The organism is Nonomuraea cavernae, from assembly GCF_014646355.1.
Classification (GTDB): Bacteria; Actinomycetota; Actinomycetes; order Streptosporangiales; family Streptosporangiaceae; genus Nonomuraea; species Nonomuraea cavernae.
In genome coordinates, this window is the sequence record NZ_BMNH01000004.1 from 336,342 (window position 1) to 359,067 (window position 22,726).

Consider the following 22,726-nt stretch of genomic DNA (forward strand, 5'->3'; position numbering starts at 1 on the left):
GCTTCACCGGATATCACCCCATACGCCGATATGTCGCCCTTTACAAGATCTTGTCAAGTAATAAAAGCAGTGTTACCTCTTGCGGGGACGCGTGTAATTTCGCGCGTCCTCCGCGTGCATGGAGGGGAACATTGTCCACCAGACCCTGGTTACGCAGCACCGTCGTCATCGCCGTCACCGCCCTGGTCCTCCCCGTCGCCGGGGCCGCCCGGGGCGAACCCGGCGGGACGGCGTCCGTGGTCCACGACTTCCAGGCCGAGGAGCACGGCAAGCCCGATCTCGACAACCGGCGCGGCAGCGTCCCGCCGCCCGTCGGAGCCAACGCGCGGACCGCCGGACCGGCGGCCGAGATCCGCTGGAACACGCTCGGCACGCCGGCCGTCGTCACCGGCGCCGAACCTCTCGCCGAGGGCCTGGCCGCCGACCCCGAGCAGGCCGCCCGGGCGTACCTCAAGGACAACGAGCGGCTCTTCGGCCTGTCCGCCGCCTCGGTCGACGCCCTGGAGAAGGTCGCGGTCAACCCCATCGGCGCGGGTCACGCCGTACTGCTGCGCCAGCGCTTCGGCGACCTGCCGGCCGGTGTGGACGGGCTCGTCTCGGTCGGCGTGGCCGAGGGGAAGGTCAGGCACGTCACCTCCTCGCTCTCGCGCGACACGGCCGCGCCTCCGGCCGCCACGATCACCGGGCAGCGGGCACTGGAGATCGCCGCCCGTGACGGCGGGATCGACCTGGCCACCGCGCTCACCAAGCAGGCCACCGCGGTGGCGGTGCCCGCGCCGGACGGCGTGCACAGCGCGTACCAGGTCGTCCTGATCGGCGGCGACCAGGGCGAGCCCGCCGCCTACACCACCCACGTCGACGCGGTCAGCGGCGAGATCCTGGTGCGCGAGAACCTGGTCGACCACCTCGACCCCGACCACCCGCAGTGGGCGGCCTTCCCGGCGAACCCGCCGGCCGACTACTCCTCCACCGACACCCGTCAGACCTGGTGCTTCGTCGCCGGCCCGGGCTGCGACCTCGTGGTCGGCGGCGACCCGGCGACCGGCCGGGCGTGGGACGTCGACCACGCCACGCAGACGCCGAGCAACACCAGCCTCGGCAACGCGGCACGCACCTTCGAGAACCGGGCGAGCGGCGACCCGTTCACGGTCGGCACCCGCGGCAACGTGGCGACGCCGAGCCGCGAGTACGTCTACCCGTGGCAGAACACCTGGCACCAGGCGAAGTGCAACCCCGCGGTGTTCGACCAGCCGGGCGAGAACGACCTCGAGGCCTCGATCTCCAACCTGCACTCCATGCACAACCGGATGCACGACTGGTCCTATCGGCTCGGCTTCACCGAGACCGCGTGGAACATGCAGGCCGACAACGGCGACCGCGGCGGGCTCGGCAACGATCCCGAGCAGGGCAACGCCCAGGCGGGCGCCCGCGTCCTGTCCGTCCGTGACAACGCCAACCAGATCACCGGCCCCGACGGCGTCGCGCCGATCACCAACATGTACCTGTGGCAGCCGATCGCCGGCTCGTTCTACTCGCCGTGCACGGACGGCGACTACGACATGTCGGTCATCGGCCACGAGTACACGCACGCGATCTCCGGGCGCATGATCGGCGGCCCGAACGCCGGATGGAGCGGCGCGCAGGCCGGCGCGATGAACGAGAGCAACTCCGACCTGGTCGCCATGGAGTACCTGTTCGAGTACGGCTTCCGTCCCGCCGGTCTCACCCCGTACGTCACCGGCGGATACGTCACCGGCGACCCCGGCCGGGGGATCCGCAACTACGACATGTCCAAGTCGCCGCTCAACTACAGCGACATCGCCTACGACCTCGTCGGCCAGCAGGTCCACGCCGACGGCGAGATCTGGTCGGCCACCCAGTTCGACGTGCGGGCGGGCTTTGTCAAGAGGTACGGCACCGGCACCGCCAAGCAGCAGCGCGCCTGCGCGGACGGCCAGAAGCCGGTCGCCGAGTGCCCGGGCAACCGGCGCTGGGCACAGCTCTCCTTCGACGCCCTGCTGCTGATGGCCTCGGGCGCGGTCAGCTACGTCGACCACCGCGACGCGCTGCTCGCGGCCGACACGATCCGGTTCGGCGGCAAGAACCACGACATCATGTGGCGCGCGTTCGCCGAGCACGGCCTCGGCCGGGACGCGGCCAGCAACGGCCCGAACGACCCCGACCCGACGCCGAGCTTCGTCAACCCGGCCGGCAAGAACGGCTCCCTGCAGCTCAAGCCGCTGGGCGAGGCCAAGGGCGCCGCGCTGCGCCTCTACGTGGGCGACTACGAGGGACGCGTGGTCCCGGTCGCCGACACCGATCCCGCCACCGAGCTCGGCGACACCGTGGAGATGACGCCCGGCGTCTACGACTTCGTGGTCACCGGCGACGGGTTCGGGCACACGCGGCTGAAGTTCGTCGTGGTGGGCGGGGTCAAGCTGCCCCTTCCGCTGCCGCTGTCCCGCAACCACGCCTCGGCCACGGCCGGCGCCACGGCGGCGGGCGACGGCGTCAACCACGCCAAGCTGATCGACGAGACCGAGGCCACCAACTGGGCCTCGCTCACCGGCGCCCCCGCCGGCAAGGCGGTCACCGTGGACCTGGCCGGCGACGGCCCCGTCACCGTCCGCCGCGTCCAGGTGAGCGCCATGCTCAGACCCAACGTCGGCGACCCGGCCGACCCCGGCGGGCAGAACCGCTTCAGCGCGCTGCGCTCCTTCGAGGTGCTCGCCTGCAAGCAGGACTGCGCCACCCCGGCCAGCTTCACGAAGATCTACACCAGTCCGGCGGACGCGTTCGACGCCACGCTGCCCCGGCCCAGGGGAGCGGACCTGCTGATCAAGTCGTTCCGCGTCCCCCCGACCACCGCCACCCACCTGATGCTCCGCACGGTCACCAGCCAGTGCACCGGCAATCCGCGCTACGCCGGTGAACAGGACGAGGACCCCAACTCGGCGACCGACTGCGCCACCGCCAGCCCGCTCCGCGACCAGATCCGGGCGGCGGAGTTCCAGGCGTTCTCGCACTGAGACTCGGTTCCGGCACGGCTCGCGTCCCCTCCGGGCGCGAGCCGTGGCGAGGCGGGCGCGCGGCCCGGCCGGCGGGTCAACTCTGACGGCGCTGCATGACCGTCTGGATCACCAGGAGCACCCCGGGCACGAGCAGTCCGAGTGCCAGGTCCTTCGCGTCGATGAGTTCGAGCAGGAGCCCGGTGCCGCCCGCCAGCCCGGAGGCGACGAGCACGACCCAGGCCCAGTGCCTGCGCGCCCAGCGAATCGGATGGAGCCGGGGCCGTCGTGCCAGCAGCGGCCGGGCGATCTTCTCGAACGACGCCTCCCGCCAGGCCGCCTGACGGACGACGACGGCGCCTTCCAGCCAGACGACCTGATCTCCGGGACGCGCGAGCCGGATCTCGCGGGTCGCCGCCAGCAGCTCCACGCAGGGCCAGACGCCCCACAGGGTGAGATTCATGTCGTGGCTGTTGGGCCAGGAGCCGTCGTCGCACTGCTTGGCGACGATGGTGTTGACCGCTTCGGCCAGGCGGTCGGCCACGGCCGGTTCCTGAGCGCGAGGGTGCCGCAGGAGGGCGGTGGCGGCGACGGGTAAGGCGTAGTGCATGAGGGGAGGAGGCCGCCAGATCTCGCTCCCATCGGAGGTCTTCAGGAAGACCTTGGTCGTCTCCACCCTGTTGCGCACCTCGTCCAGGGAGGTGGTGTCGATGTGCTCGGCCAGCCAGTCGAACCTTCGCGCCAGATGTTCGTCACGGGGGTCGAATCCGGCTTTCAGCAGCGTGGTCAGCGCCATCGCGGTGTGCGCGACCCGCGGAGCGGCATTCCCCGGTTCGGCGCCCCAGGCGGTGGGGAACAGACGCTGGTCGAGGAGCCACTCGACGCCGGCCTCGATCGCCGGATCGTGGGGAGCCGCCTCCACCAGGGCTCTGATGGCCAGGCAGGTGAGCCAGGTCCGGGGCGGGCAGCCGAGGAAGGATCCCCATCCGCCTGACGTGTCGTGGTTCTGGCGTAGCCACTCCACGGCGCGTGCCAGATCGGGGGAACCCGGGTGGAGGGAGCACCGGAGGGTCGCCAGGCAGCGGACCACCCAGGCCGTCGCCTCGACCACCGGCTTCTCGCCGCTGGTGTTGGTCCACCAGCCGCCGTCGATGCGGAGGTCGTCGCTCTTGAGCTGTCTCGCCTTGAGGAAGGTGAGCGCGTCGGCCAGGCGGTGGGGGCGTTCGCCCGCCGCGTGAAAGGCCAGCAGGGCCACCGCTGTGGCGGTCGCGCCGGGTGGCGGTCTTTCCAGCATGTGGTACCACCCGCCGCCTCCGGTTGGATTGTCACTGTAAGTCCGGCGCAGCAGGGTGATCGATCGGTGCAGCGCACCATCCACTTGATTTAGATCGATCTCGGACATCTAGCCCTTTCGGTGCGGGGCTCCAGCGGATCTCGCGTATATCGTACCTATTAGTGTTCGCGATGGCTTTGTGTTTGGATTGCCTCCTGAGTAATACGCCGATTATCGCCGGGACCCGGTGCGGTTATCCCGGTGCGCAATGCGGTGTTCCGGTGTCCTCTTATGAACTGGTGAAGCTCATGAGCGAGGGTGACGTGCTCGTCATCGGGGGCGCGCCGCGATGGGCGGACTCCCTGCGGGGAGAGGCGGGTCTGGCCCATCTCGCCACCTCCGCCGAGGGTTTCGTGGTCGAGGGGACGACGGTCAGGCGTCCAGCCGGGCGGGTCGCGCCTTACCCGTCGGCGTTTTTCCGTCGAATTCACTGCGACCTCGACACGGCCCCGCATCTGGTCGCCCAGGCCATTTCTCTCCTGGCCCCCGGAGGGCGGGTGATCTTATGCGGGGAGAAGCCGATGTCGCCGTTCGAGCGCACCGGATGGGCTGGTTATCTTAGCGCCGCCGGCCTCATTCTGGAAGGCGAGAGCGCGGGACGGGAGTTGACCGCGCGAAAAGACGGGGACGATGTGACGGGGGATACGGAATGTGTGTTCTGCGCGCGTTACCGATTCCGCCTGAACGAGGACGCCGGCCTGCCGGGAGCGGCGGGCGTGCTCTGGGGCGACGACGACGTCTGGTGCGCTCCCGATCTCGCTCCGCTGCGGCCGGGCCACCTGCTGCTGGTCTCCACGGCGCACTACCCGTGCTACGGCGCCTGCCCCACCGGGGTGCTCGGCAGGCTCGCGAAACACAAGGAGCTGGTGACGCGGTTGCTGACGCGTGTCTACGGCCTGCCGGTCACGTTCTTCGAGCACGGACCGGCCACCTCTCAGGGCGCCGGTGCCTGCATCGACCATGCCCATCTGCACTGCGTGCCGGGGGTCGCGACGGTGCGCGCCAGGGTCGAGGCCGAAGGGCTTTCCGGTCACGCGCTCGGCCGGGCCGGGCCGGCCGACTTCTATCGCCGAGGGACCTCCTATCTGTACGTCGAGGACGCCGAGGGGCCGTCGGCCTATCCGTGTACGACGCCGCTGCCGACCCAGTTCCTGCGGAAGGCCGCCGCCGAGCTCGGCCCGTGGCGGTGGCAGGAGAGCTACGGCACGTTGGCGACCCGCGAGCGCTTCCTGCTGACCTTGCGCGGGCTGCTGCCCTGGGCCGACCGGCCGGCCAGAGGCAGGCAGGACAGCAACCAGTGCAACTCGCGCGCGGTGAGCCGGTCGCCGAACCCCATGGGATCGGAGGCCGCCTGGTAGCCCGTCGCGTAGTCGTGATGGATCAGCCCGTGCCGGTAGATCGTGGATCGGCTCACGTTGCCGGAGCCCGATCGGATCAGCCACACGGGGTGATCGTCCAGGGCGCGGTCGAGATGCGGGAGCAGGTGGGCGGGCGACGCGCAGGTCTCGCCGACCAGGCTCGCCAGGGTCCCGGCCTCGCCGACGACGATGTCGGCCAGCCGGAGCGTCGACAGCAGCAGCCGTGAGTCCAGCCGCAGGTGGATGTCGTGGGGCACCATGTCGAGACAGACCAGGGTGCCATGTGATCTGGCGATGGCGGCCGCCTCGTGCACGGCCTCGGCGGACCGCGGATAGAGGAGCTCGTAGCCGGTCAGGAAGAGGACGTCGGCCGACGCGACCGCCCGGCTCGCCGTGCGGACATCCGCCGGGCTCAGCACCTGCGCGTCGGACAGCGGCTCGGAGACCATGAGGCGCACGCCGTCGCGCGGCGCCGAATCCCGCACCACCAGGACCCGGCCCGTCGACGCGCCCTCGACGAAGGTCAGCCGGCACTCGATCCCCAGCTCGGCGAGCTCGGCCAGGATTGTCTCGGTGAACTCGTCACGGCCGATCCTGGCGATCAACTCGACGCGGTCGAAATAGCGCACCGCCTGCCGGGCGAGGCCGAGTGCGACGCCCGCGGGCGTGATCTGCACCGGCGAATAACGCAACTGGTCCGTGTCGATCTCGCCGAACCGCAGCGAATCCAGCCGCACGCGGATGTCCACGCGGATCTCACCGACCACCGTCAGGCTGAATCGGGGGGCGCGGCTCGCTGAATGAGGCGGGTCGGCGGTCAAGGGTAGAGCGGCCAATCAGCGCGGCGCCCTTTGTACAGGAGCAGGAACTGCTCCACCGCCAGGTCCATTCCGGGGATGAGAGGGTGGTCGGCGATCTCGTCGTGGGGGACCCAGCGCACCGCGCTGATGTGGTCGCCGGGCACCTGACGCGCGGTCGACAGGCGTCGGGAAAGCGGCCTGCAGATGCGGCCCACCGCGATCGCCCGGACGCGGGAATGGTCGTCGCCCCGCATTTCCCAGTCCCAGATGTGGAAGGGCGGGCCTGGCTCTATGTCGATCCCGGACTCTTCGCGCACTTCTCGTACGATGTGCTCGTCCAGCCCCTCGGCGGGCTGCATGCGCCCTCCCGGCACCTCCCACAGCCCCGGATGGTAGGGATCGGCCGCCGATTTGCGCACCAGCAGGAGCCGGCCTTCGGCGACCATGAAGGCCTTCTGCACGAAGGTGACGCGGAGCTGGCCGCAGGTCGGTGGATCGGCCTCAGCGAGGCCGTTAGAGCGCCGGTCTGCCATGGCCCCACCCTCTGCCGAATAACGAACACCAAAAGCGCGCCAGTGCGCCAACCTTAGCGGCCATTCTTTTCTTGGGGGACCCGAACGCGCTGGTTCGCCCGCCCTTTGTGCTATTGACGCGGCCGGTAGTGGATCGTTGGATCCAGTATCACGGCAAATGCGCCCGCGGGCTAGTCCCGTAAATAATGATGGCCAGAATATGTTTTATGTTCATTTCTCCTGTGAGGCCGAACTCATCGGTGCGGCCGGTGGTCCGCCGGGGTGGAACCGGAGGCCACGCGGCTGATCGCGGGATGCCGAGGCCGGGACCCGGCGGCGTCCCCTGCCGGCGCCGGCGGTGACACGCGGACGCCGATGCGGCGGCGTTCTGTGACGGATTGGCATGGATTGTGCGTCGCTCTGATCACGGCATCTTGTGCCGGATCCGTCCAGATCGTTGCGTACGAGACGCACTTCTCCCGTGGAGGTCCTCTTGCGTTTACCCATCGCCCTCCTGAGCGTCGCCGTCTCGGCCGTTCTCCTTCTCCCTCCCGGGGCGGCGGCCGCCGATCCGGTCGCGCCACCCACCCCCGCCGTCCGGGACTTCGGCAACGGTCCCGAGCGGAGCGAGGAGGCGGCCGGCGTCTCCGAGCGGGCCGAGGCGCTCCGCGCCCCCGCCGAGGAGCCGTTCCGGCACGCTCCCGACCGCGACCGCGGGTATCCCCGGCAGACCCTGCTTCCGGTGCCCGCGGAGAACCCCGCCGACGCCTCCATCAAGCTCGGCCTGGTGCCGTACCACGGCATCGCGCCCAGGCTGAACGACCTGCAGAAGCGGAGCAGGCGGGTGAGCGTGGAGGTCATCGGCCGCACGCACCAGGGCCGCGACCTCTACCTGGTGACCGTCACCGCGCCGGAGAGCCGCGCCGAGGCCCGCGAGCAGGACCGGATCCGCGAGCGCATCGAGAACGACCCGGCCGCCGCCGCCCGCGACCGCGGACTGGCGAAGAAGTACAAGGCGCCGATCTTCGTCAACGGCAACATCCACGGCAACGAGTGGGAGGGCACCGACGCCTCCCTGCGGGTGATCGAGGAGCTGGCCACCAGCACCGACCCCAAGGTCGCCGACCTACTGGGTCGCACCCGGCTGTACCTCAACGTCACCGCCAACCCCGACGGCCGGTTCAACGGCGTGCGCGCCAACGGCGCCGGCTTCGACCTGAACCGCGACTTCGTCACCGCCTCGCAGCCCGAGGTCAGGGCGATGCGCCAGGTGATGATCGACACCCAGCCCGTCGCCATGGTCGACCTGCACGGCTACGTCAACGGCACGCTCATCGAGCCCACCACGCCGCCGCACGGCGCCAACTACGAGTACGACCTGTTCATCAGGAACACCTACGCCAACGGGCTCGGCATGGAGGCCGCGGTCAAGGCGCTGGGGCACACGCCCGAGGCCGACGGGGTGTTCCCGCCGCAGATCCCGTTCCGCGACTCCCCGGAGGGCTGGGACGACTGGCCGCCGATCTTCACCCCGCAGTACGCGCCGTTCCAGGGCGCGGTCGCCTCGCACACCGTCGAGATCCCGCTGCGGGTCAACGGCTCCGACTACACCAATCTGCCCGCCGAGGAGCTGCGCCGCCGCTCGGCGATCAACACCGAGATCGCCGCCGCCGCCATCCGGGCGACGCACGGCTTCGTACGGGACCGGCGCGACCAGCTGATCGCGGACCAGATCGAGGTCTTCCGGCGCGGCGCGGCGGGCGAGCCGGCCAGGACCGTGCCGCTCGGCATCGTGCCCGGCTTCGGCCCCGAGGACGTCTACACCACCACCTACCCCCGGGCGTACGTGATCCCGGCGGGCGCCGGGCAGCGCTCGGCCACGGCCGCCGCGCGCCTGGTGGACCATCTGGTCGCCAACGACGTCAGGGTGGAGCGGGCGAGGCGGTCGTTCGCGCTGAACGGGAAGACCTACCCGGCCGGCTCGTACGTCGTGGACATGCACCAGCCCAAGCGCGGGCTGGCCAACGTGATGCTGGAGCCCGGCGCCGACATCTCGCCCAGGGTCGACGCGATGTACGACATCTCCGGCTGGAGCCATGCCCTGATCTGGGGAGCCACCGTGGACACCGTCACCACGGGCTCCCTCCGCGTGTCCGGCGAGCCGGTCGGGGCGGCCGCCCCGACCGGCTCGGTCCCGAAGGCTCCCGGGCCGCTGGCGCTCAAGGTGACCGACGCCAAGGAGGTGCTGGCGTTGAACGAGCTGCTGGCCCAGGGCGTCGCCGTGACCTGGGCGAGTGACGGTACGGCGATCGTGCCGGCCGCCGCGCGGGCCGCCGCCAGGGCGGTGTCCGGCACGTACGGCGTGGCGTTCACGCCGGCCGGCCCGGCGACGGGCACCCCGCTCTCCCCGGTGCGGATCGCCGCGGCCGTCTCGGCCGACGAGCTGTTCACGCTGCGTGAGCTGGGCTTCGCCGTCACCCCGGTCTCCACCGCGGTCCTGAACGCCGGCTTCGACTGGAGCGACATCGACGTGCTCTTCGTCTCCAGCGGGCTGAGTCACGCGGCGCTCAACCCGGCGGCCCGGGCGGCGCTCGACGGGTTCCTCGCCACCGGTGGCGTGGTCACCCGCGGCGGCACCGGCGCGACCTTCAACGCCGCCGCCGGGCTGCTCACCGCGACGGCGGTCGCCGGGCGCGGTGACGCCAACGGGGTCGTGCGGGTCACCTCGTCGGCCGGTCCCGTCGGCAACGGCTCGCCGGAGCACTCGTTCGTCTACTCGCCGCGCTGGTTCACCGGCCTCGGCCCCGAGGTCACGGTCGAGCAGTCGTACGCGGCCGACGGGCCGCTGGTCTCCGGCCACTGGCGGCCCAACGCCAACGGGACCGGCGGCCAGGACGCGGCCAGGAACCAGGCGGCCGTGGTCAGCGGGCGCGACGAGCGGGGCGCGGCCGTGGTGCTGTTCGGCACCGAGCCGATGTTCCGTAACCACCCCAAGGGGTTGTTCCCGCAGGTGGCGAGGGCGTTGTACTGGTCGGCCTCGGTGACCGCCCCGGCCGTCACCACGCCCTGACCGCCGGCGCCGCGGGCCGGTGACCAGGTCGCCGGCCCGCGGGCGTCAGCCCTTGCCCAGGCCGAGCATCTCGGCGGCGAGCGCCAGCGCGGTCAGGTGGCCGTCGACCGAGCCGAGGCCGGCGCCCATGGTGTTGACGGCGAGGTGGGTGGCGCCGGCCTCCCGCCACCGGCCGGTCAGGTCGGCCAGCGCCTCCGGGCTGCCCGTCCAGCTGACCCGGCCCTCCATGCCGAGCGTGGCGGGGTCGCGGCCGGCCTCGGCGGCGGCCCCGTCCACGATCGCCTTGGCCTCGTCCAGTTCGGGACCCGGGGACATCTGCGGGAACCAGCCGTCGGCCAGCCGCCCGGCACGGCGGTACGCCGGAGGCGAGAAGGCGCCGAACCAGACGGGGATGGGCCGCTGCACCGGCAGGGGAGCCAGCCCCGCTCCGGTCACCTTCTCGTAGGCGCCGTCGAACGTGATCGACGGCTCGGTCCACAGCCGGCGCAGCAACGCGACCTGCTCCTCGATCCGCCTGCCCCGGGTGGTGAAGTCCTGGCCGAGCGCCTCGTACTCGACCCTGTTCCAGCCGAGCCCCACGCCCAGCCGCAGCCGCCCGCCGCTGAGCAGGTCGACCTCGGCCGCCTGCTTGGCCACCAGGGCCGTCTGGCGCTGGGGCAGGATGATGATGGAGGTGACCAGGTCCAGCGAGGTCAGCGCGGCGAGGTAGCCGAAGAGCACCATCGGCTCGTGGAAGGTGCTCCGCACGTCGTAGGGCCCCTGCCAGCCCTGGTGCACCTCCGGGTCGGCCCCGACGACGTGGTCGAAGGCCATGACGTGCTGGAAACCGAGCTCCTCGACCGCTTGGCCGTAGGCGCGCACCGCGCCCGCGTCCGCCCCGATCTCGGTCTGGGGAAAGACGACACCGATCCGCATGCATGGCTCCCGTCACGTGCTGGCGAACTCGCCGACCATCATGGCCCGGGTGGTCCCGCCCGTCCGCGAGCGACCGCCCTGGGCCGGGCCCGTGTTTCGTGAAATGTGGGTCATTCGCCCTCCGCCTCAGGCCCCGCCTTCACCGGCAGAACGGGATACTCGACTACAATGGGGGCTTGACTCTAGTAAATGCTGATATGTCGTCAAGGGAGGCAGAGCCCCGCGCGGGCTCGCTGTTGTGGCTGGGCTGACGAGCGGGCTGGGCCGCGAGGCGACCGATGCGATGTGGCGGGCCGCGCCGCATCCGGTGCTGGTGGCCGACGCCGACGGCGTCATCGAGCAGCTCAACGAGCCGGCCCGGCTGATCCTCCCCCAAGCCGCCCCCGGAGTGGCGCTGGCCGCCGTCGCACCGGCCTGGCTCGTCGAGGAAGCCGGTTGCGTCCCGGTGCGCGGACCGATCGGGGATCGCGTGTTCGAGGCGCGGCCCGTCCGCGACGACGACCACGACGGCGTGGTGTGGTGGCTGACCGAGCGCACCGACGACGAACGGGTCGCCGAGGCGCTACGGGTGGAGAGAGAACGCACCGCGTTCCTCGTCGACGCGTCCAACGAACTGCTGGCGTCCCTCAACCTCGACCGCTGCACGGAGGTGGTCGCGCGCCTGGCCACGCGGTACCTGGCCGACGCCGCGCTGGTGATCCTTCCCCTGGCCGGACGCCGGTATCCCGTCGCCTACTGCGGCCCCGACGGCCGCGTGGTCCGTGAGCAACTGGCCGTGGACCCCCACGAGGTGCCCGGCCTCGCCGAGGCGCTGCAGGGGTTCCCGCCGATGCCCTCACGCTGGATCGACCCCGCCGCCGCCCCCGGCTGGCTGGCCCGCGAGGGGCTCGGCGAGCTGGGCTCCATGGTGGTGACCGCGCTCCCGGGCCACGGCGTGTCGGCGGGCGCGCTGGTGCTGCTGCGGCGCTCAGGACATGCAGGCTTCTCCGAGGGCGAGGAGGTGGCCGCCCGGCTGTTCTCCGCCCGGGCCGGCGCGGCGATGTCGGCGGCACGCCTGTACGCCGAGCAGGCGTCCATCACCGAGACCCTGATGCGGGAGCTGCTGCCGCCCCGGACGCGGCACCTGGACGGCGTGGAGCTGGCCGCCCGCTACCGGCCCTCCGGGCTCAGCGAGCGCGTCGGCGGCGACTTCTACGACCTGCACCCCGCCCCGGAGGAGGGTGGCGAGTCGCTGATCGTGCTCGGCGACGTGTGCGGCAAGGGCCTGGAGGCCGCCGTGCTCACCGGCAAGATCCGCAACACGCTGCAGGCGCTGCTGCCGATGGCCGACGACCACCACCGGGTGCTCGAACTGCTGAACGGCGCGCTGCTGAGCGGCGACCGGTCGCTGTTCGTCACGCTCGTGCTGGCCTCGGCGCGACGCGTGGGCACGCGGGTGTCGCTCCGGCTGACCAGCGCCGGACACCCGCCGCCGCTGATCGTACGGGCCGACGGCCGGGTCGAGGCGGCCCGCACCGGCGGCACCCTGATCGGGATGCTGGAGACCATCACCAGCACGACCGACACCGTGCTGCTCGACCCCGGAGAGACCTGCGTCCTCTACACCGACGGGATCACCGAGGCGAGGGGCGGCCCGCTGGGCGACGAGATGTTCGGCGAGCGGCGGCTGCGCGAGGAGCTCGCGCAGTGCGCCGGCATGCCGCCCGAGGCGCTCGCCGAACGCGTGCAGATGCTGGCGTCCCAGTGGGCGGGCGACGGCGACCACGACGACATGGCCGTCATCGCCATCACCGCGGCCCGCCCGGCCCGGACGACCGGCCAGGAGAGGCAGATCCCTTGACCGACGTCGCGCAGCGCAACGACGACCTCACGACCTGGACGGACGACCTCTGGCAGGCGGCCGTGGCCGGTGACGAGTACGCGGCCACCGACGCCGCTTTGGCCGCCCTCGACCACGGCGTCGACATGGAGACGCTGCTGATCGAGGTCGTCGCCCGGGTCCAGGCGCGCGTCGGCCAGGAGTGGGCCGCCAACCGGATCACGGTCGCTCAGGAGCACTCCGCGACCGCCGTGAACGAACGCGTGATCGCCGCGCTGGCCCTCCACCCCGCCACGCGCGACGCGGCGCGCGCCGAACCGGGCCGGGGCAGGATCACCGTGGCGTGCGTCGACGGCGAGTGGCACGGGCTCCCCGCCCGGCTGCTGGCCGAGGTGCTGCGGCTGCGCGGCTGGCGGGTCGACCACCTCGGCGCCCAGGTGCCCACCCCGCACCTGATCGCGCACCTGCACCGCACCGGCCCCGACGCGGTGGCGCTGTCGAGCTCGATCGCCACCCGGCTGCCCGCCGCGCACGCCGCAATCACGGCCTGCCAGGCGACGGGCACGCCGGTGCTGGTCGGCGGGGCCGCCTTCGGACTGGACGGCCGCTACGCCCGCCTGCTGGGAGCCGACGCCTGGGCCCCCGACGCGCGCGCCGCCGCCGACCGCCTGGACGGTGACCTGCCCGCCGTCGCACCCGCGAGCCGCCACTCCACCGACGATCTGCCGCACCTGGACGACCAGGAGTACACCCTGGTCACCCGGTCGGCCTCGCGGCTGGTCAGGCACGTCATGAGCGAGCTGGAACAGCGCGTCCCGGAGATGGCGCGCTACACCGCCCAGCAGCGCCGCCACACCGCCGAGGACATCGCCCACCTCGTCGACTTCCTCGCGACCGCGCTCTACCTGAACGACCCCGAGCTGTTCGGCGGCTTCCTCACCTGGATGGCCGGCATCCTCACGGCCCGCGGCGTCCCCGCGAGCGTCCTCCATCCCGCGCTGGACCTGATCGCGAGCCGGCTCACCGAGTTCCCCCGCGCCACCGCCACGCTGGCGCACGCGCGAGCCGCGCTGCGCGCCGCGGAGAGCCGGGCGGCCGGCCCGGCGTGAGCCTGCCCGGCGACCTCGCCGGCGAACCGGTTGTTTGTTTTCTCTGGTGAGGGGGCCTGCCGAACAATTCTCCGGCCGTTAGACCTGATCTCGGATCCCGCGACCGGCGGGACGAACCGGGAAGGAAACGGCACCATGATGCGCAAGCACATGATCACCGCAGGCACCGCGGCACTGGTCGCGCTGGGCGGCCTGACGGTCGCGGGCGGCACGGCCACCGCGAGCACGGCCAGCGCGAGCACGGCCACCGCGAGCAGAGCCAGCGCGAGCACGGCCACCGCGAGCACGGCCTCGCACACCGGTACGACCGCCGTGAGCGCGGCGATGGGGAACCTCAGCGGCACCTGCCGCGCCGACCGCGGCAACTACGGCAACCTCAAGGCCTACTACTACACCAAGGGCCGCAACGACATCTTCAACCGGATGAACTGGTACCTGGCCGGCCCCGGCCTCAGGAACCGGAACAACATCACCCTGCGCATCCGCGAACACCTCAACGGCCGGGCTGACCGGACGCTCTGGCGCTGGGTCTCGGGAGACAACATCAAGAAGGGCACCGGCGGGATCTCGTTGAAGGAGGCGGCGCCGCGCAGGGCCAAGGTGCACGCCGACTTCTCGTTCGTCTTCGACCGCCGCGGCAAGGACCCCAGGTGCTCCGGCCGTACCAACAGCGTCTGATCCGGAAGTGACGAGACGGATGCCGGGCCGGGGGGCCCGGCATCCGCTCGCCATCCCGTCGAGAAGCCGGAGGCGAACATGATGTGCAGAACCACGGCCGCGCTGCTGGCTGTAGGGCTGGCGGCCGGGCTGACGGTCGCCGGCTGCGCGACCGGCCCGCCGGAGCGGCCGGCCGCCGTGAACGGTCCGGTGAACGGTCCGGTGAACGGTCCGGTGAACACCGCGATGAACGCGCCGGTGCTGGTGGACGCGTCCCCCGGAGGGGTCGTCGTCCTGGACCCGGTGGCGGAGTCGTTCTTCGGCCTCGACCGGACGGGGCGGCAGGTCTGGCGGGACCGTACGGCGTTCCACAGCGGCGCGGAGCCCGTCTGCCTGGCGCGCTGCCCGGACGTCGTCTTCTCGGGGACCTGGTCGCCCGCCGGGCCCGACCCGGAACCCTGGCGACCCACCCCGGCGGGCCCGCGCGCCTTCGCGGAGTCCGCCTCCTCCGTCCGGCGGGTCCTGACGGCCCGCGCCCCCTCCGACGCCGTGCTCGCCGAGGGGCCCGCCGGCGGCGCGGGCCGGCTGCGCCTGACGCGCCCGGCCGGCCCGCCCGAGCTGGTGCCCGTCCGCGACGCGACCGGAGTGGCGTGGAGCGAGGATCCGGACGGCACGACCGCGCTGGCGGTGACCTCGGACGAGGTCCTGTGGTTCGGGCACGACCGGCGCGGCTGGCGACGCCTGGCGGGCACGCGTCCCGCCGGGGGCGCGTGGGGGGCCTGCGTCGCGAACGGAGGCGAGCTGGCCGTGCTCGTGGGGGACGCGCCCCGGCTGGTGCTGCGGCGCCATCGCACCGTACCGATCACCACGGACCTGGACCTGGCCGGCGAGTGCGCGGCCGGCAGGGAGAGCGCCGCGCTCATCGCCCGCTGGAAGGACGAGCACGGCAGGGCGTTCACCGCCGTCCGCGGGGTCGACGCCACCGGCGCGCGGACGTGGGCCCGCGACGTGCGGGACGAGGCGCAGGTCCGCGCCGACCCGTCCGGCGCCCGGTTCGTCGTCGTCCACGGGGGCGGCGCCGAAGTGCTCGACCGGGCCGGGCGGACGCTGGCCAGGTACGCGGGCGTCTCGTCCGCGGCCTACACGGCCGACGGCCGCCTCGTCCTGCTCCGTCCCGACCGCACCCTCCAATGGCCCTGAGCCCGGCCGAGCCGCGCCCCGAGCCTGACGCGGAGCCGAGCCCGGTTCCGGGTCGTCACCGGCAGATGTCCTGGTACGGCTCGCCGCGCAGGTACAGCGCCCATTCGGCCCGGGTGAGGGGGCGCCCGGCGATCGCGCAGACCGACCGCTCCGGCTCCGCGGGCATGGCCACGTTCCACAGCCGGGCCGTGCCGTCGCTGCCGCCGGTGGCCAGGGTCGTGCCGTCCGGGCCGAAGGCCACCGCCGTGACGGAGGGGGAGTGACCGGCCAGCGGGAGGCCGAGGGGGCGGCCGGTGGCCACGTCCCACAGCCGCAGGTGGCCGTCGCCGCCGCCACTGGCCAGGGTCGCGCCGTCGGGGCTGAAGGTGAGATCCCACACGGTGCCGGTGTGCCCGGTCAGGGGCGCGCCGGACGCGCGGCGGGTGGCGACGTCCCACAGCTGTATGTCGCCGTCCACGATCCCGCCGGCCAGGGTCCCGCCGTCGGGGCTGAAGGCGATCGCGGTGACCGCGTCGACCGGCCCGGCCAGCGGGGGGCCGAGCGGGCGGCCGGTGGCGACGTCCCACAGGCACACGACGCCGTTGTCGTACGCTCCGGCCAGGGTCGTGCCGTCGGGGCTGAAGGCGAGGTCCCACAGGGTCCCGGTGGCGCCGGTCAGGGGCGCGCCGCGCGGGCGGCCGGTGGCCACGTCCCACAGCCGCACGCTCTTGTCCCGGCCGCCGCCGGCCAGGGTCCTGCCGTCGGGGCTGAACGCGACCGCTTCCACCGAGCCGGTGTGTCCGGTGAGCGAGACCGCGGCCGGGCGGCCGGTGGCGACGTCCCACAGCCGCGGACCCCGATCCCCCTCGGCGCCGGCCAGGATCCTGCCGTCCGGGCTGAAGGCGACGTTCCACGTGGTGCCGGTGCGGCCCGGCACCGGGGCGCCGGCCTGCCCGTGGGTGGCGGTGTGCCAGAACCGCACGCTCCCGTCCTGCCCGGCGGTGGCCAGCCGCGCGCCGTCCGGGCCGAAGCTCAGCGCCTTCACCGGCCCGGCGTGACCGGTGAGCGGGGCGCCGCCCGGCCGCAGCGCGGTCGCGTCCCACAGCCGCAGCCCGCCGTCACGGTCGCCACCGGCCAGCGTCCTGCCGTCGGGACTGAACGCCAGGCCCCAGACCGTGCCGCGGACGGCCAGCGGGGCGCCCAGCGGGCGGCGGGTGGCGACGTCCCAGAAACCGATGCCGTGGACGCCGCCCACGGCCAGCTGGTGCCCGTCCGGCGTGAACGCGACCGCCGAGGCGAGGGCGTGCTTCACCGGCTCGCCGGCCGCCCGGCCGGTGCCGGTGTCCCACAGCGACGCGTGGTCGCCGTTGGCGGTGGCCAGCAGCCTGCCGTCGGGGGAGAAGGCCATCGGCCCGCTGAAGAAGGTGCGGCTGTGGACGAGGTCGCCGATCTGCCGGCCGGTGGCCGTGTGCCACAGACCGGCCGTGCTGTTCTCGCCGCTGGTCGCCAGGGTGGTGCCGTCCGGGCTGAACGTCACGGCCAGCACCTGGCGCTCGCCCGGATGCTCGACGGGCCTGCCGATCCGGCGGCCGGTGGCGACGTCCCACAGCCGGACGTCGTGTCCGACCACGGCCAGGCGTTCGCCGTCCGGGCTGAACACCAGCGCCTTGACGTAGGCGCCGTCCGGCAAGGCCAGAGCCGCGCCGATCGGGCGGCCGGAGGCGGTGTCCCACACCTGGACGTGATCGCTCCCGGCGACGGCCGCGATCGCCCGCTCCGGGCTGAACGCCACCGCCGGCACCGGGCCGGACTCTCCCGGACGCGTCAGCGGCGGCCCCGTGGGGCGGCCCGTCGCGGTGTCCCACAGCACGGCCCCCTTCGGGCCCGGCGTGAGCAGGACCCGGCCGTCCGGACTGAACGCCATCGCGGCGGCGGCCCGGATGTGACCGGTCTGGAAAGCGCCGACGAGGCGTCCGGAGGCGGTCTCCCACAGCCGGACGGTGGTGTCGTCGGCGGTGGCCAGCAGCCTGCCGTCCGGGCTGAACAGCGTCGCCCCGTCGCCGGTGTGCCCGGCCAGCACGTGCCGCAGGGAGGTGGCGATCGTGTCGAGCATCCGGTGGCGGGCCTCGCCGGTGGGCGTGATCCGCCACGCGGCGGCGGCCAGCAGCCCGGCGAGAACGGGATCCGTGGCGGAGTGCCGCTCGCTCTCGTTCGTCACGTACCTGGACAGAATCTCCTGACGCCGCGTCTCCGCGTTGCGCCGCTCGCGCTCGGCCGTACCGGCCACGTTGACCGCGATCACGGCCGCCGCCGACGCCACGACGCTCAGCACGACCAGCACGGTGACGGCGGCCCGCGCCAGCCTGCCGCGGCGGGCCGCCGTCCCGGCGGAGGCGGTGAGGAAGTCGCGCTCCAACGGGGTCAGCTCCGCCTGCCGTGAGCGCAGCCGGTCGGCGGCCGCGAGGCGCGCGCCCCGGAACAGCGCGCCGGGATCGCGTCCCAGCTCGTCCCACGTGGCCGCCGCCTCGGTGAGCGCTCGCTGGGCGCGCAGCAGGTCGCGTTCCTCCTCGATCCAGCCGCGCAGCCGGGGCCAGGAGGCGATCAGCGCCTCGTGCGCGATCTCGGCCGAGTCCTCGTGCAACGTCAGCAGCCGGGCGTCGGCCAGCCGGCGGATCACCCGGGCCGCCTCGGGTGACCCGTCAGGGTCGAGCTCGGCCGGCGCGGCGGGCCGCCGGGTGTCCCGTTCGCCGGGATCGACCAGCCGCAGCAGGATGCGCCGCGCGTGCGCGGCCTGGACGGGAGACAGCCCGCTGTAGACCTCCTCGGCGGTGGCCGTGACGGCGCCGCGCACGCCGCCGGCCCGCCGGTAACCCTCCAGCGTCAGCATCTTGCCCTGCCGGCGCCGCCACGTCTCCAGCAGCGCGTGCGACATCAGCGGCAGGCCGCCGGGTTCGCCGAGCACGTCCTCGATGACCTCGGCGGTCAGCGCCCGCTCCACGATCAGCCCCCGCGCCATGGCCGGCTTGACGATCGCCTCCCGCAGGTCGTCGCGGTCCATCGGCCCCACCAGCAGGTTCGCGTCACGCAGCGCCTCGGTCAGCGGGCGGTGCCCGGCGCAGTGCCCGTAGAAGTCGGCCCGGACGGCGATGACGGCCCGCACCCGGCTGTCCGGGTCGCGGGCCGTCAGCAACAGGTCGATGAACTCGGCCCGCTCGGCCGGGTCCCGGCAGAGCGTGAACAGCTCCTCGAACTGGTCGACCACCCACAGCGCGTCCTGCCTGGCGGACAGCCGGGCGGCGTGGGCCGCCATCGGCCGCCTGCCCGGCGTGAGCACCTGGACCGAACGCACGGGCTCGTCGAGCCGCCCCTGCCGTACGGCGGCCACCAGCCCGGCCCGCAACAGCGAGGACTTGCCGCTGCCCGACGGGCCGAACAGCGCCGCGAAGCGCCGCCGCCGCACCAGCGCCAGCAGCTCCTCGACGAGCCGGTCCCGCCCGAAGAACCGCTCGCTGTCGCCCGTCTCGTAGCGGGCCAGTCCCGGGTAGGGAGAGCCGGCGTCGTCCTCGTCGCTCGCTTCGGGCAGGATCTCCTCGGCGACCTGCCGCCAGCGCAGCTCCCACTCGGCGACGTCGCCGCCACACGCCTTCACGTACGCGGCCACGACCGGAAGCGACGCCAGCCGGTCGCCGGCGGCGGCCTGGGAGAGCGTGGTGACCGCGTAGCCGGCCCGCCTGGCCATCTCCCGATAGGTGATGCCGCCGGCCTCCCGGCGCAGCTTCCGCAGTTCGTACGCGAAACGCTGGACCGGGCCCGCTCCGGGATCGACGGGTGACTCACGGCGCCCCATCCGGGCCCTCCCTTGCTCGGCTGCGGAAGAGCCGGAGGACGTTCAACGTATCCAGGGTGAGAAATACCCGCAAGGTGATCGAATCGCCATGCAGTTATCGGGTAGGGCGATTCTCAAGAAAGGAGAACAATTTGCTCGATTGTCCGCCCCTATGCGCCGGAGACTCGATCAAACTGCACAACATGACCATGTCAATGAAGCGAGTGCGGAGAAGGGTCGCCATCGGGCTGATGCGCGCGGCGAGGGCGGCGAACAGGAGCCGACCGGCCCGCGTCCTGCTGCGCGGTCGCAGCGTCCGGCGTTTCCCCCTGGTCAACCGGATCTACCACGCCGTCTTCCGCCTCGGCGTCGCCACCGGCGATCGGGACATGGAGGCGCGTTACCGGGGGGTGGTGCTGACCGGCCCGGTGTGGGACGCCACGATCATGCCGTCGGTCTCGGGGGGCTACTACGAGGAGTTCGAGGTCGGCGTCTTCGAGCGGCTGGCCTCGGTCAGTCATTCCATCTTCGACGTCGGGGCGAACATCGGCGTCTACGCCTGCACCGGTGCCGCGCGGGTCGCGGCGGGTGGCCGGCTGGTCGCCTTTGAGCCGGTCCCGGAGAACCTCGCCTACCTGCGACGCAACGTGGAGCGCAACGAGCTGACCGGCCGCGTGAGCGTGGAACCGATGGCCGTCGGGGACTCACCCGGCGAGCTGACCGTGCACCTGTCGGGCGAGCAGTCCGGCAAACACTCGGCCGCCGCGGCGAACGTCGGGACGCCCGTGGAGACGATCACCGTGCCCATGACGTCGATCGACGCCTACCTCGCCGACCGCGGCCTCACCCCGCCCGACCTCGTCAAGATCGACGTCGAGGGTTACGAGGGCTTCGTGCTGCGCGGCGCGACCCAGGCCCTGGCCGCCTCGCCGACGCTGCTGTTCGAGCTGCACCCCGAGCTCCAGGCGAACTGCGGCTGCGACGCGAGCGAACTGCTCGACCTCGTCTTCGCCCACTATCGGTGGGTCTTCCTGGTGGACGAGCTGGACGGCGTCCTGCGGCCGTGCGGGCGAGCCGAGCTCGACAGCCCCGGCGCGATCGGCCTCTACCGCTCCAACCTCGTGGCGATCGGCCGGCCCGACCACCTCGAGGCCGTCCGGCAGTGGCACGACCTCGACCTCGGCTGAACGCCCGGCCCCGTCAGAGGTCGAGGTCGACGACGATCGGCGCGTGGTCGGACGGCGCCTTGCCCTTGCGGGCCTCGCGATCCACGTACGCCGAACGCACCCGGTCGGCGACCCCGGCGGCGGCGTACACGAGGTCGATGCGCATGCCCTTGTTCTGGTGGAACATGCCCGCCCGGTAGTCCCAGTAGGTGAACGGGTGCGGGCCCTTCATGGCCGTCGGCACCACGTCGCGCAGCCCCAGCTCCCTGAGCCCGGCCAGCGCCTGCCGCTCGGCCGGGGTGACGTGGGTCGAGCCGGCGAACTGCGCGGGATCCCAGACGTCCGCGTCGGTCGGCGCCACGTTGTAGTCGCCGCAGGCCACCAGCGGGCTCCCCGTCGCCAGCTCGCTCTCCAGCGCCTCCCGGAACGCCGCGAACCAGGCCAGCTTGTACCGGTAGTGCGGCGAATCGACCGTGCGCCCGTTCGGCGCGTACAACGACCACACCCGCAGCCCGCCGCAGGTGGCGCCGATCGCCCGCGCCTCGGGCGGCGCCGCGCCCGTGCCGCCCGCCCGCGCCTCGGGCGGTGTCGAGCCCGCGCCGGTCTCCGGCGACTCCGGCGACTCCGGCGGCACCCCGTCGGCGAGCGCGTCGAAGCCCGGCTCGCCGGGAAAGCCGCGCGACACCTCGTCCAGGCCCACTCTGGACAGCAGCGCGACGCCGTTCCACCGGCCGTCACCGTGGGCCGCGACGGCGTATCCGAGCTCACCCACCTGCTCGACGGGGAAGCCGCCGGCGGCGCACTTCGTCTCCTGCAGGCAGACCACGTCGGGCCGGACCCCGGCCAGCCAGTCGACCAGCCGGGGCAGCCGTGCCTTGACCGAGTTGACGTTCCACGTCGCCAGGCGCATCTCTCCAGCCTGCCACCACTTCCCGTGCGGGACGCGGTGCGGAGAGGGTTACGGGACGTCGAAGGTCTCGCGGGTGGCCGCGCCGATGACCTCGATCCCCTTGGTGCCGAGGACGCTGTCGAGCGGCAGCGACTCCGTGTACGGCGCCAGCGCGGGTAGGCCGATGCCGGGAAGCATCCCGATGACCTCGATGCCCCAGTATTCCGGCCGCTGGACGTACACCAGCGGCGAGAGCCGGACCTTCATCGAATCTCCTCAAGGCTGGAGACCCCGTCCTTCAGGGCGGGGAGGAAAGCCGGGATAATGCCATCAAATCGAACATGTGTACGAGATTTGGCGGATCTTGAGGTACGGTGTGCGGCGTGGCGCAGATCGTGAAGCGGGCCTACAAGTACCGCTTCTACCCGACTCCCGGGCACAGGCAGTGGAGCTTGCCCGGACGTTCGGCTGCGTCCGCTTGGTCTACAACAAGGCCTTGGAGGAGCGCACTCGCGCCTACCGGCTGGAGGGCCGCGGCGTCTCCTATGCGGAGTCGTCGGCGGCGCTGACGGCCTGGAAGCGCGCCGAGGAGTTGAGCTTTCTGGGCGCGGTGTCCTGCGTCCCGTTGCAGCAGGCGTTGCGTCATCTTCAGGCGGCGTTCGCCGGTTTCTTCGCCAAACGGGCCGGATACCCGGTGTTCAAGTCCCGTAAGAAGTCGCGGCTGAGCGCCGAATACACCCGTTCGGGCTTTCGCTGGCGCGACGGTTCGCTGACGTTGGCGAAGATGGACGAGCCGCTGGACATCGTGTGGTCGCGGCCCCTGCCTGAGAGGGCTGAGCCGTCCACGGTGACCGTGTCGAAGGACGCGGCCGGACGCTGGTTCGTGTCCATCCTGGTCAAGGAGATGATCTCCCCGCTGCCCCCGGTCGCACAGGTGGTGGGAGTGGATGCGGGGATCACCGCTCTGGTCACGTTGTCGACCGGGGAGAAGATCGTCAACCCCCGCCATGAACGGGCCGACCGTCGCAAGCTGGCCCGCGCTCAGCGGGCGCTGGCCCGAAAGGAGAAGGGTTCGAACAATCGGG

14 protein-coding genes and 2 pseudogenes are annotated in these 22,726 nt (G+C 72.6%); 9 read left to right on the forward strand and 7 right to left on the reverse strand.

Going from position 1 to position 22,726, the window contains the following annotated elements; genetic code table 11:
* The first annotated feature begins 131 nt into the window (after positions 1-131).
* Positions 132-3,029, forward strand: a complete 2,898-nt coding sequence (locus IEY82_RS10885) for a M36 family metallopeptidase (protein WP_225262623.1) — start codon at positions 132-134, stop codon at positions 3,027-3,029.
* Between the two features lie 76 nt (positions 3,030-3,105).
* Here IEY82_RS10885 and IEY82_RS10890 read toward each other — a convergent pair whose 3' ends face one another.
* Positions 3,106-4,302 carry a prenyltransferase/squalene oxidase repeat-containing protein gene (locus tag IEY82_RS10890; protein ID WP_189123898.1) on the reverse strand — a complete coding sequence of 399 codons (1,197 nt, stop codon included), beginning with the start codon at positions 4,300-4,302 and terminating at the stop codon, positions 3,106-3,108.
* Positions 4,303-4,589: 287 nt separating this feature from the next.
* Here IEY82_RS10890 and IEY82_RS39845 point away from each other — a divergent pair, with 287 nt between their 5' ends.
* Positions 4,590-5,699: an HIT family protein gene (locus IEY82_RS39845; RefSeq protein WP_225262624.1), complete on the forward strand. Its 1,110-nt coding sequence runs from the start codon at positions 4,590-4,592 to the stop codon at positions 5,697-5,699.
* A gap of 107 nt (positions 5,700-5,806) precedes the next feature.
* On the opposite strand, the pseudogene IEY82_RS10895 reads toward IEY82_RS39845, so the two are convergent.
* Positions 5,807-6,466 (reverse strand): annotated as a pseudogene (locus tag IEY82_RS10895) (carbohydrate kinase family protein); the annotation flags it as partial.
* A 50-nt stretch (positions 6,467-6,516) separates the two neighbouring features.
* Complete coding sequence (locus IEY82_RS10900; protein ID WP_189123900.1) at positions 6,517-7,032, reverse strand: NUDIX domain-containing protein; 516 nt, start codon at positions 7,030-7,032, stop codon at positions 6,517-6,519.
* Between the two features lie 472 nt (positions 7,033-7,504).
* Between IEY82_RS10900 and IEY82_RS10905 the strand changes: the two genes are divergently transcribed.
* Positions 7,505-10,081 carry a M14 family zinc carboxypeptidase gene (locus IEY82_RS10905; protein WP_225262626.1) on the forward strand — a complete coding sequence of 859 codons (2,577 nt, stop codon included), beginning with the start codon at positions 7,505-7,507 and terminating at the stop codon, positions 10,079-10,081.
* 45 nt (positions 10,082-10,126) lie between these two features.
* Here IEY82_RS10905 and IEY82_RS10910 read toward each other — a convergent pair whose 3' ends face one another.
* Positions 10,127-10,996: an LLM class F420-dependent oxidoreductase gene (locus IEY82_RS10910; protein WP_189123902.1), complete on the reverse strand. Its 870-nt coding sequence runs from the start codon at positions 10,994-10,996 to the stop codon at positions 10,127-10,129.
* A 238-nt stretch (positions 10,997-11,234) separates the two neighbouring features.
* Between IEY82_RS10910 and IEY82_RS10915 the strand changes: the two genes are divergently transcribed.
* From IEY82_RS10915 to IEY82_RS10930, 4 genes are all read left to right on the forward strand, one after another.
* Positions 11,235-12,836 (forward strand): PP2C family protein-serine/threonine phosphatase, encoded by a 1,602-nt coding sequence (locus tag IEY82_RS10915; protein ID WP_225262628.1) that lies wholly within the window; start codon positions 11,235-11,237, stop codon positions 12,834-12,836.
* On the forward strand, positions 12,833-13,924 hold the full coding sequence (locus tag IEY82_RS10920; RefSeq protein WP_189123903.1) for a cobalamin B12-binding domain-containing protein: 1,092 nt from the start codon (positions 12,833-12,835) through the stop codon (positions 13,922-13,924). Before IEY82_RS10915 ends, IEY82_RS10920 begins: the two co-directional genes overlap by 4 nt.
* Before the next feature lie 135 nt (positions 13,925-14,059).
* On the forward strand, positions 14,060-14,602 hold the full coding sequence (locus IEY82_RS10925) for a hypothetical protein (RefSeq protein WP_189123904.1): 543 nt from the start codon (positions 14,060-14,062) through the stop codon (positions 14,600-14,602).
* Between the two features lie 78 nt (positions 14,603-14,680).
* On the forward strand, positions 14,681-15,781 hold the full coding sequence (locus tag IEY82_RS10930; protein ID WP_189123905.1) for a hypothetical protein: 1,101 nt from the start codon (positions 14,681-14,683) through the stop codon (positions 15,779-15,781).
* Positions 15,782-15,836: 55 nt separating this feature from the next.
* Here the strand turns inward: IEY82_RS10930 and IEY82_RS10935 are convergent, their stop codons facing one another.
* A complete protein-coding gene (locus tag IEY82_RS10935; protein ID WP_189123906.1) occupies positions 15,837-19,607 on the reverse strand; it encodes an nSTAND1 domain-containing NTPase in 3,771 nt (1,256 codons plus the stop codon).
* 194 nt (positions 19,608-19,801) lie between these two features.
* On the opposite strand from IEY82_RS10935, the gene IEY82_RS10940 reads away from it, so the two are divergent.
* Entirely contained in the window at positions 19,802-20,773 is a 972-nt protein-coding gene (locus IEY82_RS10940) for an FkbM family methyltransferase (protein ID WP_189123907.1), read from the forward strand.
* Positions 20,774-20,786: 13 nt separating this feature from the next.
* On the opposite strand, the gene IEY82_RS10945 is transcribed toward IEY82_RS10940, so the two are convergent.
* Both IEY82_RS10945 and IEY82_RS10950 read right to left on the reverse strand, forming a co-directional pair.
* The gene (locus IEY82_RS10945) at positions 20,787-21,662 is read right to left on the reverse strand and encodes an exodeoxyribonuclease III (RefSeq protein ID WP_189123908.1); all 876 of its coding nucleotides are present in this window, start codon (positions 21,660-21,662) and stop codon (positions 20,787-20,789) included.
* Positions 21,663-21,710: 48 nt separating this feature from the next.
* Positions 21,711-21,908 carry a hypothetical protein gene (locus IEY82_RS10950; RefSeq protein WP_189123909.1) on the reverse strand — a complete coding sequence of 66 codons (198 nt, stop codon included), beginning with the start codon at positions 21,906-21,908 and terminating at the stop codon, positions 21,711-21,713.
* Positions 21,909-22,024: 116 nt separating this feature from the next.
* Here IEY82_RS10950 and IEY82_RS10955 point away from each other — a divergent pair.
* Positions 22,025-22,726, forward strand: a pseudogene (locus IEY82_RS10955) (RNA-guided endonuclease InsQ/TnpB family protein); the annotation flags it as partial.

Bases quoted from the DNA above. Each gene is read 5' to 3' on its own strand.
- IEY82_RS10940 (WP_189123907.1), top strand. From the start codon at position 19,802: ATGAAGCGAGTGCGGAGAAGGGTCGCCATCGGGCTGATGCGCGCGGCG.
- IEY82_RS10950 (WP_189123909.1), bottom strand. From the start codon at position 21,908: ATGAAGGTCCGGCTCTCGCCGCTGGTGTACGTCCAGCGGCCGGAATAC.
- IEY82_RS10925 (WP_189123904.1), top strand. From the start codon at position 14,060: ATGATGCGCAAGCACATGATCACCGCAGGCACCGCGGCACTGGTCGCG.
- IEY82_RS10890 (WP_189123898.1), bottom strand. From the start codon at position 4,302: ATGCTGGAAAGACCGCCACCCGGCGCGACCGCCACAGCGGTGGCCCTG.
- IEY82_RS39845 (WP_225262624.1), top strand. From the start codon at position 4,590: ATGAGCGAGGGTGACGTGCTCGTCATCGGGGGCGCGCCGCGATGGGCG.
- IEY82_RS10945 (WP_189123908.1), bottom strand. From the start codon at position 21,662: ATGCGCCTGGCGACGTGGAACGTCAACTCGGTCAAGGCACGGCTGCCC.
- IEY82_RS10900 (WP_189123900.1), bottom strand. From the start codon at position 7,032: ATGGCAGACCGGCGCTCTAACGGCCTCGCTGAGGCCGATCCACCGACC.
- IEY82_RS10910 (WP_189123902.1), bottom strand. From the start codon at position 10,996: ATGCGGATCGGTGTCGTCTTTCCCCAGACCGAGATCGGGGCGGACGCG.
- IEY82_RS10930 (WP_189123905.1), top strand. From the start codon at position 14,681: ATGATGTGCAGAACCACGGCCGCGCTGCTGGCTGTAGGGCTGGCGGCC.
- IEY82_RS10935 (WP_189123906.1), bottom strand. From the start codon at position 19,607: ATGGGGCGCCGTGAGTCACCCGTCGATCCCGGAGCGGGCCCGGTCCAG.